Here is a 12746-nt window from a genome sequence, read left to right on the forward strand (position 1 = left end):
GCCGCGGACACGACGTAGCGGCCGTCTGGCGTCACTGGATGCTTGCTTAACGACGCGCTAGGCTGACTTCCGCTGCGGTTTTGCCGCCGGTTTCTTCGCCGCGGCCTCTTTCGCCGGTTTCTTGCCGGCAATCGGCATCAGCATTTCCTTCTGCCCGGCCGCCGCCTTGCGCGCCTTATTGGCTGGCTTCTTCTGCGATTCTGTCGCTGCCGCCGCGTCGGCTCCAATGCTCTTGCGCAGCGCGTCCATAAGGTCCACCACGTTCTCGCCGCGGGGACGGACTTTCGCGGTGATCGGCTTGCCGGCGCGCTTCTGATTGATGAGATCGATGAGGGCAGTTTCGTACTGGTCTTCGAATTTGTCCGGCTCGAATTGGCCCGCCTTCTGGTTGACGATGTGCTTGGCGAGATCGAGCATGTCCTTGGTCACTTTGACGTCTTGGATTTCGTCGAAGTACTCGTCTGCGGAACGGACCTCGTAGGGATAGCGCAGCAGCGTCCCCATCAGCCCCTTGTCGAGCGGCTCCAGCGCGATGATGTGTTCGCGATTGGTCAGCACCACCCGACCGATCGCGACCTTGTTCATTTCCCGGATCGTTTCGCGAATGACGGCGAAAGCGTCGTGTCCCACCTTGCCGTCGGGACGCAGATAGTAGGGGCGGATCAGATATCGCGGATCGATCTCGCTGCGGTCAACGAACTCGTCGATCTCGATGGTTCGCGTCGACTCCAGCGCGACGTTCTCGAGCTCCTCCTTCGTCACCTCGATGAAGGTATCGGTGTCGACTTTGTAACCCTTGACGATGTCCTCGTTGTCGACCTCCTCGCCGGTGTCGGGATCCACCTTGGCATATTTGATGCGGTGACCCGTCTTCCGGTTGAGCTGGTTGAAGGAGACTTTTTCGGATTCCGACGTGGCCGGATAGAGCGCTACCGGACAGGTGACGAGGGAAAGACGCAGAAAGCCTTTCCAGTTCGCGCGGGGGGCCATGGCGGGTGGAACTCCGATACTGATGCTGGATTCAAGACGAACGGCCCGGCTTGGTTCCGACATCGCGACCCGTCTAACGGAATGGTTTATTCTTGCCGCGGGCTTGAAGCGGACTCGACTTTTGTTCTCTTTATGTTCTAATTCCGGCATGACTGATCGACCCGCGAGCTGGCGCATGCCGACCCCAAAGCAGATGGAAAAACTGGCCGCTGAAGCGGCCCGCAGGCCGACTGCTCCGGCTGCGGCTCCGGATGCGCCCCTCCCGGCCGAATATTGGGAATCGGTCCTCAAAGACCCTCGCGCCGGCGCGACCGGGGCCCAGATGCGGCAGCGACGTCTGTCGGAAATTCAGCGCCACGTGCTGTGCGTCTCCTGCCGCCGCTGCGAAAGGAGCGTGGAAATCCAGACCGCGGATGCCGTCCGATTGTACGGCGGCAACGCTGTCTGGAAGGACGTCGCGCAGCGGCTGCTAGACAATACCTGCCAGCAACGCACCGGCAGGCATGAAGAAGACGGGTGCTGGCCGGCTTTCGAGACGCCGTAGCCCGCGTCCATATCGCCGATCCGATCTCTTTGCGCCTGGATGTCTGGATGGCCCCGAAGTATCACCCCACGCCTCTGTCGGGCGGCGATCGCAAGGCTCTGGCGAAGGAGCTCGGCAAGGCACGCGCAATGGCCAACATCTTGGCTGCCCAATCGGTGGAGTTGCGGGCAAAGGGCGAAGCGATGATTCAGCAAGCTGACAGGCTGCTTTGCGAAAGCTGGAACGAGCGGATGTGGTCAGACGGCGAACCGATCGATCCGTCGCCCACCATCGACCAGGCCGTGAATGGAGGCTTCCCTTGGCTTGAGATCAGGTGCGCGCGTTGCAAGACGCCGAGTGATGTCGACCTCGCGGCAATGAAGCACCCGCCGACTACCTTCGTGCACGATCTCGCCAGCCGGCTGCGCTGCCGCAAGTGCACCAAGGCCGGCCGGCGTCCATCCGCGACTCTGTTACAATTGGCCTGGCAGCCGCGCCACCCTTGAACCGAAGCCTGACCGATGTGCAACCTGTACTATGCCGACCTCGGGATTATGCCGACCATTGCCTCTGAACGGGCTCTGGCGGCGGCGATCGCTGCGTTGGGGTCGGCATAATCACAGTGCCTCCAGAAATGCGAGAAGCTTGTCGTTCGGTCGAAAACGACCGGGGGTGGCTACCGCTGGAGCTGTCGCGGCCAGTGCGCGTTCCTTGATTCCCATATCAGCGTGTAGGTAGATGTGGGTGGTTTCGACCTGCTCATGGCCGAGCCAAAGTGCTATCACCGAGGTTTCAATTCCTGCCCGCAGCAGTCGCATCGCGGCGCTATGACGCAACACATGCATGCTGATGGATTTGTGTCCCAACGACGGACAGGCGCGGGCGGCGATCTGAACGTATTTGGCGAGCCGATGTTCGAGGGCGTCACGGCTGAGTGACGTTCCCGATCGAGTGACGAAAAGTGGCTCCGTCGGTTGACCCGAGCGCTCGGCGAGCCAAACACGCAGGAGGGCGACCATACCCGCGGTAATCGGTGTGATCCGCAACTTCCGTCCTTTCCCCATGCAACTGATATGGGCGCCAGTGCCGAGATGAACATCGCTGATGCGAAGGCCGATCAATTCTGACGCACGCAGGCCCGTTTGGGCCGCGAGCGTAAGCAGGGTATGGTCGCGCCGCCCGGTCCAGGTCGAGCGGTCGGGTGCGCGGAACAGCGCATCGAGTTCAGGTTCGATCAGAAAAGTGACGAGCCTTCGGTCGAAACGCTTGCGTGGAATGGCAAGCACCCGCTCGATTACGGCGGCATGCTCGGGATGTCGAAGCGCTGCGTACCGGAACAGCGAACGGACGGCGGCAAGTCGAGCGTTGCGAGTGCGCGCACTATTCTCGCGCTGCTTCTCAAGATGGTCGAGGAAGGCGCCGATGAGCGGCGCATCAAGATCGTGGATGTCCAGCTTCGATGGTTCGACGTCCTTCCTCGCGGACGCGAAAACCAGCAGCAGCCGCAGCGTGTCCCGGTAGGCTGCAAGTGTATGGGGACTAGCCTGGCGCTGGCGGATGAGGCGTTCCGTGAAGAACGCTTGCAGGGTTGGGGCAAGTGCGGTCATGCGGCACCTCCGAGGTGCCGCTCCAAACGATCACCAACCAGCGTCAGCAACTCCGGCGCAGCTGAAAGATACCAGTATGTGCTGACAGGATCGACGTGGCCGAGGTAGGTCGACAACAACGCGATCCGGTTCCCCGGCTCCCTGCCATCTCGATATCCGTCAAGGATGGTATTGACGGCAAATCCATGCCGCAGGTCATGGAGCCTCGGACGGCATGAGCCCGCGCGCGGCTTGAGGCCGGCACGGTCGACAATTTGACGAAAGACGGGCTGGATACCCATGTAGTGGAATCTGGTGCCAACCGTAGTGACCAGCAGTGCCGGCGTATTCGACGAGTTTGTCGGACGGTCTTCTCGACGCAGATAATCAACCAGTGCAGCCACCGTGCTCGGATGCAGCGGTAATTGGCGAGACTTGCCGAACTTTGCGTTCCGAATGGTGAGTAGTCCAATGACGGAGTCAAAATCGTCGCGGTCGAGGCCGATCGCTTCCCCAACCCGCATTCCGGTCACTGCAAGCAAGGCGATCAATGTCCGAAATGTCGCCACTCGGTGCGGTGTCCGCAGCGTCCCGGCCGCGGCGATGAGGGCCGCGATATCCGACTCCGAATATAGGTAGGGCGTTGCTCGGCCCTTTTGCTGCACCAGCAAGTGGGTCGGGGGCACCTCGGTCGCGGGGTCGATCCCGCGCAGGTGTTTAGCGAAGCGGCGAACAACGGAAAGCCGGGCAAATGCCCAGGTTCGACCGCGCTTAGGAAGCGTCGCCCAAGCGAGCGCCGCCTCGGTTGTCAGATGATCTTCGCCGCGATCCTCGACGAAGGTGAGAAACTGACCGAGGAGCTTCTCGGCTCGATAGAGCTTAAAGCCGAGGGCGCGGCGAACCACAAAGTAGTCTGCGAGAGCCTTGCGGAGAGCGTTCATGCGACGACACCCGGCCAGGGGCGAGCGATCGACCGCAGAGCATCGCGATCGACCTTGGCATAGATCGATGTCGTAATGGCGTTGCGGTGGCGCAGGAGTTGTCCGATCTCGGGCAGCGATGCACCGCCGCGTAGCATCAGAGTCGCTGCGGTGTGACGCAGCCGGTGAGCATGGATCGGTTCAAAGCCGCACCGTTCGCCAGCGTGGCGAACAATCTGCGTTACCGCGCCAGTGGTGAGAGCGTGATGCGGAGCTGTGATCCGTGCAAACACCATTCGGCCTTGCGTGCTTGCGGGACGGCTGTGATGCAAGTAAGCCGCGATTGCTTCGCCGACGTCTGCAGGCAATGGCAGTCGTTCGGCGCGATTGCCTTTGCTGTGGGCAATCACGATCTCGCCGCCTCGCCAATCGATATGCTCAAGCTGCAGTTTGGCGACTTCGCCTGCCCGCAAGCCCAGGCGAACAAGCATGGTCAGGACCGCGAAGTCACGACAGCCACTTCGGGTGCTGGTGTCGCAGGACGCCAGAAGGCGCTGCACTTGGTCAGCGGCCAATCCCTTCGGCAATCCGGTTAATCGCCGACCGGGAACGGTCGGTACCGCAGACACGAGTGACCGATCGATAACGCCGTCGACGTAAAGAAAACCGAGTAGTGATCGAAGGGCCGACACTGTCAACCCGGCCGTCCCAGGGCTCAGGCGAGGGCAGTTTGTCACCACGAAAGAAACGACGTCAACCGCCGTCAGGCTTCGAAGGTCTAGAGTATGGCCGTCCGCCAAGACCTTGGTTTGAAGGAAGGGACGCATCAGTTCAATATACCGGGACGCTGACGCATTCCTAATGCCACGTTCAAGTATCAAGTAACCTCGGTATCGCGCCAGGGCCGCTTCAAGCACTCCGCTGACCGGAGGTGACGAAGCCGGCGGTGCGATCCCAAGACCGCGCAGGTAACCGAGGATCGGCTGCATCGCTCTGATAGAGCGAAGAAAGCTGTAACCCGCTTCATCACGGCTGAGCTGAAACCGCTCTACTTCCTTTGCGCGCAGTTCCCCTACAACGAGCCCCTCGCTCGCAAGCCAATTGCTCAGGTGGTTTAGCAGCAATAAGTGCAGGCGGGTCTGGTGTGGGTTATAGCCTTGTCGTGTCATGTGGTCGGCAAACCCAGTCGCGAATGCCGAAAGCGGACCCGAAACCCCAACTCGTGACAGATCAATCAACATGAAAGCCTCCCTTCAATTGGCAAGAGGGAGACTGTACGCTGTGAGACCAATCGGATTATGCCGACTCTAACGCAGCAATCGCCGCCGCCAGAGCCCGTTCAGAGCCAATGGTCGGCATAATCCCGAGGTCGGCATAGTAGAGAGCGTTTTTAGATTGGCGGCGCGGCACTGAGCTTCAAAGTGCGCAGCTGCGAGTGCGCCGGTAATCTAAAAACGTGTTGGACGAAGCCGCCTAGCGCGCCTGTGCCGCTATGGAAATTGGATGCTGCTTCCTAGCGGACAGCGCCGTCGCTCAGGCGTCGGGGACATGCTGGATGCGGTCTTGATGCCGAAACATTTAAGTTCTCCCGGTCGAAAAGACCGTCGACACCCGCGCTTGGAGGGCTTGATTTCGGAAGTGCGACAATAGGATGCCTGCTGTCTATCCTGGCAGATAGAAAGAACGATGATCAATGATTGAAAGATCGTGACAGTCATGAGGTGTCCAGAAAAGGTGGGTCTTGTGACGCAGCGGGCGCGAGCACCTCGATGCACATCATCTGCCCTTGACGGCAAAAGGGACATTCCCGCAGGGAAACTCCAGTCAGCTCCTCGAGCTTGTCGCGATAGTCGCGCTCTTCCTTCGGTTTTACCGCCGTGTCGGACTGCTGCATTCCGAGCAGTTCGCGGCAGCGGGCGAGTTTTTGCTTGCGGTAGCGGTTGCCCATGAAACCGTAGTAGCGGATGCGCTGAAATCCTTCGGGCAAGACATGGACGAGGAAACGCCGGATGAACTCCCCGGCCTCGAGCGTCATTACCTTTTGCCGGTTCTCGTTGCGATAGTCCTTCCACTGGAAGCGTACCTTGCCATCCTCGATATCGACGATCCGGTTGTTGGCGATTGCCACCCGGTGTGTGTAGCGTCCGACATATTCCAGAACCCGTTCAGCGCCCGCGAAGGGTGGCTTGGCATAGACCACCCAGTTGACCTGGCGGGCGGGATCCAGATAGCGCCGGAATGCGACGGGATCGTGCAGCTGTTCCAATGACGAAAAGAATCGCAACTCGCCGGCATCGAATGCCTTTTGCAGGCCTTCGAGAAACAATCGTCGGAACAGTCGGGACAGCACGGCGACTGGTAGGAAGAAGCCGGGACGGCACGCGATCCAGCGGCTCCCGTCCGGCGACAGCCCGCCGCCAGGCACGACGCAGTGGAGATGGGGATGATGGCTGAGGTTCTGACCCCAGGTGTGAAGCACCGCGAAAAACCCGATCTCCGCGCCGAGATGTCGCCGATCGGCAGCGATGGTGCGCAACGTCTCGGCGGCTGCGTGGAACAGGATCTTGTAGACCGTGCTGGCATTCTGGAAGGCAATCGCGGCGATCTCATTGGGAACGGTGAAGACGACATGGAAATACTGCGTATCGAGTAGCTCTTCCCGCCGAGCCTCGATCCATTCCGCTCGGGCGAGCCACTGGCACTTGGGGCAACTGCGGGAACGGCAGCTGTTGTACGCGATCCGTCGTTCGCCACAGCGGTCGCACTGTTCGACATGGCCTCCAAGCGCCGACGTTCGGCAGCGCTCGATGGCAGTCATCGCTGCGCGTCGTTCGGTCGATAGCAAAGCCCAGTGCTGCTCTCGCCAAGCAGCACCGTAGCGACGGAATATATCCGCCACTTCCGGACCGGAGCGGCCCATGGGGCTGGCCGTCAGAAATGTTCGGGCGCGGGCGGTGAGGAGGCCTTGGGGATCGGACGCGGCAGCAGTTCAAGCGGGCTCGTCGCCGCGCAGACCTTGTTGGTAGCGATCCGCAGATATTGAGCGGTCGTTGACAAGCTGCGATGGCCGAGCAGGAGCTGGATGGTGCGGAGATCGGTTCCGGCTTCGAGCAGGTGCACCGCAAATGCGTGCCGCAGCGAATGCGGTGTCACCGGCTTGGAGAGTTTCGACACCCGATGTGCCTTACGGCAGGTGGCATCCACGGCGCTTGTCGATATCGGTTCTCCAACAACGGCGCCGGGAAACATCCATGCTCCGGTGGGTCGCACGGCGCGCCAATAGTTCGTCAGCACCTCCAGCAACCTGGCCGACAGCATGACATAGCGGTCTTTCTGTCCCTTGCCCTGCTCGACGCGCAGCACCATGCGCTGGCGGTCGATAGCCTCAGGCTTCAGGCGGGTGGCCTCAGAAATGCGCAGGCCGGCGGCGTAGCATGTCGTCAGAATCGCTCGGTGTTTGAGGCTCTCGATACAGCCGAGGAAGTGCAGCACCTCCTCGGGGCTGAGAATGACGGCAAGTGTCTTTGGCGCCTTTGGGCACGGAATGATCTGCTCGAAATCCCAATTGAGGCCGAGCGTGACGCGGTAGAGGAATCGAAGCGCCGCGACGGTCACGTGCACCGAACGTGGCGCCAGCTTCTTCTCGTTCGTCAAATAGACCTGGTAGGCGCGGATATCCTCCGGGCCGAGCAAAGCCGGTGATTTAGCGAAATGCCGGGCGAACTGCGAAACCTGCAGCAAATAGGAATCCTGGGTGTGTCGCGACAGGTTGCGGATCTGCATGTCTTCCATCATGCGTAACCGAAGCGAGGTCATAGCGAACTCCTTGACAAGAGGGACGCTGCGCGCGGGCAGCAACACCATCTTGCCAAGGGCAAGCGCTTCTGAAATGCAGTGGATTGCGTCGCTGTGCGGGTGGTGCTGGGGTCAGAGACACGGGCTGGCTTCAAGGGGGATACCCCACGCTCAACGCGGATACCCTCCCGCGGAGCGGGTTCGTCCAATACAAATTATGCCGACGTCGGCATAACCTTTACTCGATCACGACAAACCAGGCCGCGATCAGCGCGCTGTTTCGCGTCGTCAACCGATATGTTGGCAATCTGGCGCCGATGCCGGGTGTGTTTCCGGATTACAAGGCGCCGATCGTTCGCAACGGAGCCGAAGGTCGCGAGCTCGTCACTGCGCGCTGGGGGATGCCATCGTCGTCAAAGGCACTGATGGACGCCACCAAGAAACGCGCCGAAAAACTGCGGGCCAAGGGCAGCCCGTCGATCTCAAGGAGTTGCTGCGGAGGAGCCGGACGGCGGCACGACTAACATCCGAAACGTAGAGAGCAAGCACTGGACGAGATGGCTGGGAGCCGAAAACCGCTGCGTGGTGCCGTTCAACTCGTTCAGCGAGTTCAACAAGGCAGAAGGCGGCGATATCTGGTTCGCACGCGATGAGACCCGCCCCCTTGCCTGCTTCGCCGGAATTTGGACCAACTGGACGTCCGTTCGCAAGGTCAAGGAAGGCGAGACCACCAACGACCTCTACGCGTTCCTCACGACCGAGCCAAACGCGGAGGTCGGCGCCATCCACCCCAAGGCGATGCCGGTGATCCTGACGACGCCGGACGAAGTCGAGACCTGGATGACCGCTCCTCTGGACGAGGCCCTGAAGTTGCAGCGGCCGCTTGCCGATGGAACGCTCCGGATCGTAGCCCGCGGCGTCAAGGAAGATGGTCGAGTTAGCGACGTGACCATCGAGGACGACCAGGCGGCTTCCCCGGGGCGCCAACGCAAGATCATCCACATCGACATGGACGCCTTCTATGCATCCGTCGAGCAGCGGGACAATCCGGATCTTCGCGGCAAGCCGGTCGCCGTCGGCGGATCGCGCGAGCGCGGCGTCGTGGCGGCGGCCAGCTACGAAGCGCGCAAGTTCGGCGTCAGGTCGGCCATGCCATCGGTTACCGCGAAGCGGCAATGCCCAGACCTGATCTTCGTCAAGCCGCGTTTCGAGGTGTACAAGACGGTCTCCTTGCAAATCCGTGAAATCTTCGCAGAGCACACACCGATCATCGAGCCGCTGTCGCTCGACGAGGCCTACCTCGACGTGACCGAAAATCTGCAGAGCATCCCTCCTGAGCCTTCCGCAGGCGCGTCAACAAATGCCACCAATGCGAAAACCCAAGCCAGCGTATCCGCTCTATCGCGAGGTAGGTCTCCAGCGCAGATTTGGCCGGTCAATCGGTCGAAGTAAATGTCCTTCCCGAAACCGGAGCATCTCACGCGCGCCCGCATAATATCCGGGGGCGAATTCAACGCATGTTGACCTCCGGCGTTGGTCGATTTACAACTGAAGCGTGTTTTCGAGCCGGAAGTACATCTATTGAATCGGGATGATGATCAGAAGGTCATGTTGTTTAACAATTGCGTGGTACGAAATGGCGGGATGGGGAATCCCAGTTGAGTTCATTTGCGGAACAGACTGGCCATGAAGCCAAGCTCGATTACACTCGATAGGAAGTATGCCTTTAGAGATTTCTCCGATGAAAAATCCGAGGAATGGGGAGAGCGGCTCTGGAAGCTCCTTCGCATGCATGTCGCTGTCGATATTGCTCCAGTGCTTCGCGATCGAGACCGTTACGAGTACATTAACGACCGATTGGTGAACTTCATCCTGGCACGGCTTGTCACGAGAGGTGTCCAGATACACAAGGCAACCAGCGCGCTACCCGAAGAGGTCCGTTTGGAGCAATGGGCCGAAGCGGTCTCCGACGTACTCAACGTCGCCCAAGAGGTCTGCGATGACATGGCGTGGCATCTGTCGAAGATTTGTCCTCGCATCGTCTCTGGAGGCGCCAAGCTGTCCAACTATCAGAAGCGGACCATAAAGCGCTTTGCAAGAGCAAATTCCCATCGGTGCTACATTTGCGGCCAGCATCTGGAATATGCCGACGCAAAGCCGGAGGCGGTCGAAAAAGAAGACGAAGGGGAAGCAACCAAGGAAGTCGATAAGGTCGAGAAAGCATTCGCACCACGCCGCGGATTCGAGATCGATCATATCTTTGCGCAAAAGCGCGGCGGCGGCCGAAGTTCAGCCAACGTCGCGGCTTGCTGCGAGGACTGCAATAAATACAAGGATGTACTACTCAGCTACGCCGACTTTCCCCTCGAGAACGCAATAACGAGTTCGGTAGGAAAAAACGTTAAAGCAGCATTTGGCGGTCGCAACAAATTTGCGCTTTTATGGCGCCAGTCTGGATCGTGCGCAATTTGTGGAACCAAGTTTCACGACACAGAGGATGAGCGACTATTTCTTGTAAGACGAAATCGGCAAGATAGCTACCATTCCATGAATGTCGACATTGCTTGCGGACAGTGCGGTGCAGACCAGTCGCTAGAGGGGGTTCAACTCCGTGAATAAGTATGAGGGGTTTCTGGTGGAGCAACAGCCTGGGACTGGCACTCCTTTTCTTGTCTTCGTCGCTGGAGCAAAAGACATCGTACGTTGGGCACACGCCGACAGCATCAAACTGGATCGTGGAAACGTGCAGCGCGAATTGATTGCTGCCAGGTGGCGTCAGATCAAGAAGTTCTTCAAAGCCCATAAGAACAATGTCATTCCGACGAGTGTAACGATCGCATTCGACGAGTCCGTCACCAAGGTGAAGAATACCGCAGCCTTGAAGAAGGGCGTGGTGGGCTATGTTCTGGAGCAGGATCCGGGCACAGGAACAACGCGCGTCATTTTCCCAGACGAAGTGCAGCCTGCAACGTTCATCATCGACGGCCAGCACCGTCTAAAGGGCATGTCGGAACTTGATTTCGACCCGATGGTGCCCGTGTGCCTATTTCTCTCCATGACCAAACTTGAACGGGCATTCCAGTTCGTTACGATCAACAATAAAGCCCATAAACTTGCCACTGATAACCTCAAAGCACTCTATGCGAATTTTGATCTTCTCAAAGGCGATCTTCGCGATCGACTGACGCACGCGTCGATAACAGGGTCCATCTTTGCGACCGCCGTCGACGTTCTGAATGAGGATCAGGACAGCCCTTTCCACAAAATGGTCGACTGGGTTAACAATCGCTTCGAAGACGGCAATCCACTCGTGCCACCAGCCGCCCTGGAGAACTCTCTCAAGGCTGTCAATCGTGCTTTTCCCGAAACCAAGTCGGATGAAAGCGACGCTCTAGCGGTCTTATATGCAATTTGGAAGGCGATCTTCGCAGAATACAGCATCACGCACGAGAACGCCGGAGACTTTCCAAACTTGATCTTGAAGGCGACGATACAATCGCTTTCGGAAATGGTGGTGGACCGAATCAAGTCGGATTTCGATCCTGCCTTCTCTCAATCGGCTGTGATGGACGACGGCGGCGCCGAGGCCGGCAAGAAGGCAGCAGCGCTCATCTCCGGAATACCTGCCGAGTTCTGGACTGAGGAGTGGACGCTCAAGAGTCTCGATACTTCCGGAGGGCGCGACATCATCAAGAAAGATATTAGGATTCTCAAAGCAAACATGCATGCGAATCCGGATGACGCGACGGCGTGGCGCAAGGATCTCAATGTTTTCAGCACGGGAGAAGACGAGGACGAAGACTAGGGGCATCGCCCGAGCATCCCCGCCCGTCATTTCCGCCGAATACCTGCACTTCAAGACGAACTATCGATTAAGGGCAGGCCCGCTTTGTGGAACATGTGCACCGCGATCCGACGTTTCGAATTGTAGCGGGACGCGCGACTCGCTAGTGTCGGAGAGTCGATCATGATCTCGTTGATCGTCCCGATTAAAGACATCGCCGTTGCTTTTCTCAGTTGCATTTGGGGAAAACCAAATATGGACCGATCGGGCGCCGCCGATATCCCTCGGGAGCTTCTTTGGATAAATGATGCCCCCATCTTCATCGACGCCTTGAACGTCGCTCGTTTCTACGATGCGGCGGTGAGGCCGCCGTTCGACGAAGCGTCTCCGATAAAATTGAAGATCACGGATACGACCAAAAAGGATCTAGAAGCGAAGTTCGGCCTGAAGGCGAGCGTCGGATTGGCAAATTGGCTGACGGCAATCGCATCAAGTTCGGCAGAAGTAAATGCGGAAGGAAAAGGCGTTCGATCGACCACATCAGGATCAGAGAGCGAGATTCTTCTCGCGCCCATTAGCACTCCCCATCGGCAACTAGTCCAACTTGCTATCTTCTATCTGCTCGAGCGTCGTCAGCAGTTGCTTTTTGGCGACCCTGGTGGCGTCCTCGAATGGCAGCGTACGGGTGCGACCCTTTCCGTGCCCCGTCCGCTGGCTTTCATTGACCTGCCGAAAGGCACGAAGTTCATCCCGATGGCCGTAGAGTTCACGAACGGTAAAGTCGTGACTCTCTTCGACCGGTTGCTAGCAGATTCCGGCGAGCGCCCCCCTCCATATGAGAACGAAAAAAAAGCCGACTATTGGAGGTGGCTCTCGACGAATTTCAATCAGGAGCGCGCGCTTGGCGTCCTCGAATCGGCAGCCACGGAAAATGGCACGAGAATTGAGTGGATTGATTTCCGCGTGCCCCTGAACGATCTGGTGAACACGATGCATCTTCATATCGAGGTGGCTGGACAATACAGCGCCGGAACATTCGCATATCGCATGATCCGGCGCGGCTTCGGTCATGGAATGCGGGTCGTGGGAGCATTGCGCGACGGCCCCGACGTGAACGTGCTGGGAATGTATGAGAAATAGCCCGTTGC

Annotated in this window: 11 protein-coding genes and 2 pseudogenes; 7 read left to right on the forward strand and 6 right to left on the reverse strand. The window is 58.9% G+C overall.

Annotation, left to right across the window (positions count from 1 at the left end; all coding sequences use genetic code 11):
- Positions 1-57: 57 nt before the first annotated feature.
- The gene (gene ku, locus ABID59_RS21270; protein ID WP_354084806.1) at positions 58-990 is read right to left on the reverse strand and encodes a non-homologous end joining protein Ku; all 933 of its coding nucleotides are present in this window, start codon (positions 988-990) and stop codon (positions 58-60) included.
- 148 nt (positions 991-1138) lie between these two features.
- On the opposite strand from ku, the gene ABID59_RS21275 reads away from it, so the two are divergent.
- Both ABID59_RS21275 and ABID59_RS21280 read left to right on the forward strand, forming a co-directional pair.
- Positions 1139-1534, forward strand: a complete 396-nt coding sequence (locus ABID59_RS21275; RefSeq protein WP_354084657.1) for a hypothetical protein — start codon at positions 1139-1141, stop codon at positions 1532-1534.
- A 47-nt stretch (positions 1535-1581) separates the two neighbouring features.
- A complete protein-coding gene (locus ABID59_RS21280) occupies positions 1582-2019 on the forward strand; it encodes a hypothetical protein (protein WP_354084807.1) in 438 nt (145 codons plus the stop codon).
- Between the two features lie 111 nt (positions 2020-2130).
- On the opposite strand, the gene ABID59_RS21285 is transcribed toward ABID59_RS21280, so the two are convergent.
- The 5 genes from ABID59_RS21285 to ABID59_RS21305 form a co-directional block, all read right to left on the reverse strand.
- Complete coding sequence (locus ABID59_RS21285; protein WP_354037788.1) at positions 2131-3120, reverse strand: tyrosine-type recombinase/integrase; 990 nt, start codon at positions 3118-3120, stop codon at positions 2131-2133.
- Positions 3117-4040, reverse strand: coding sequence for a tyrosine-type recombinase/integrase (locus tag ABID59_RS21290; RefSeq protein ID WP_354084658.1), 924 nt, complete (start codon positions 4038-4040; stop codon positions 3117-3119). The genes ABID59_RS21285 and ABID59_RS21290 overlap by 4 nt, the downstream gene beginning before the upstream one ends.
- Positions 4037-5260 carry a site-specific integrase gene (locus tag ABID59_RS21295; RefSeq protein ID WP_354084659.1) on the reverse strand — a complete coding sequence of 408 codons (1224 nt, stop codon included), beginning with the start codon at positions 5258-5260 and terminating at the stop codon, positions 4037-4039. Before ABID59_RS21295 ends, ABID59_RS21290 begins: the two co-directional genes overlap by 4 nt.
- A 473-nt stretch (positions 5261-5733) precedes the next feature.
- A complete protein-coding gene (locus ABID59_RS21300) occupies positions 5734-6939 on the reverse strand; it encodes an IS91 family transposase (protein ID WP_354084660.1) in 1206 nt (401 codons plus the stop codon).
- Positions 6940-6950: 11 nt separating this feature from the next.
- Entirely contained in the window at positions 6951-7835 is an 885-nt protein-coding gene (locus ABID59_RS21305) for a tyrosine-type recombinase/integrase (protein WP_354084808.1), read from the reverse strand.
- Between the two features lie 224 nt (positions 7836-8059).
- On the opposite strand from ABID59_RS21305, the pseudogene ABID59_RS21310 reads away from it, so the two are divergent.
- From ABID59_RS21310 to ABID59_RS21330, 5 genes and pseudogenes are all read left to right on the forward strand, one after another.
- Positions 8060-8744, forward strand: a pseudogene (locus tag ABID59_RS21310) (SOS response-associated peptidase); the annotation flags it as partial.
- A 78-nt stretch (positions 8745-8822) separates the two neighbouring features.
- Positions 8823-9146: pseudogene (locus ABID59_RS21315) on the forward strand (Y-family DNA polymerase); the annotation flags it as partial.
- A gap of 354 nt (positions 9147-9500) precedes the next feature.
- Complete coding sequence (locus ABID59_RS21320) at positions 9501-10433, forward strand: HNH endonuclease (protein ID WP_354084661.1); 933 nt, start codon at positions 9501-9503, stop codon at positions 10431-10433.
- Complete coding sequence (locus tag ABID59_RS21325) at positions 10426-11619, forward strand: DGQHR domain-containing protein (RefSeq protein WP_354084662.1); 1194 nt, start codon at positions 10426-10428, stop codon at positions 11617-11619. The genes ABID59_RS21320 and ABID59_RS21325 overlap by 8 nt, the downstream gene beginning before the upstream one ends.
- 162 nt (positions 11620-11781) lie before the next feature.
- On the forward strand, positions 11782-12738 hold the full coding sequence (locus ABID59_RS21330; protein ID WP_354084663.1) for a hypothetical protein: 957 nt from the start codon (positions 11782-11784) through the stop codon (positions 12736-12738).
- The last annotated feature ends 8 nt before the right edge of the window (positions 12739-12746 follow it).

The organism is Bradyrhizobium sp. S3.3.6 (assembly GCF_040546905.1).
Taxonomy (GTDB): domain Bacteria; phylum Pseudomonadota; class Alphaproteobacteria; order Rhizobiales; family Xanthobacteraceae; genus Bradyrhizobium; species Bradyrhizobium cytisi.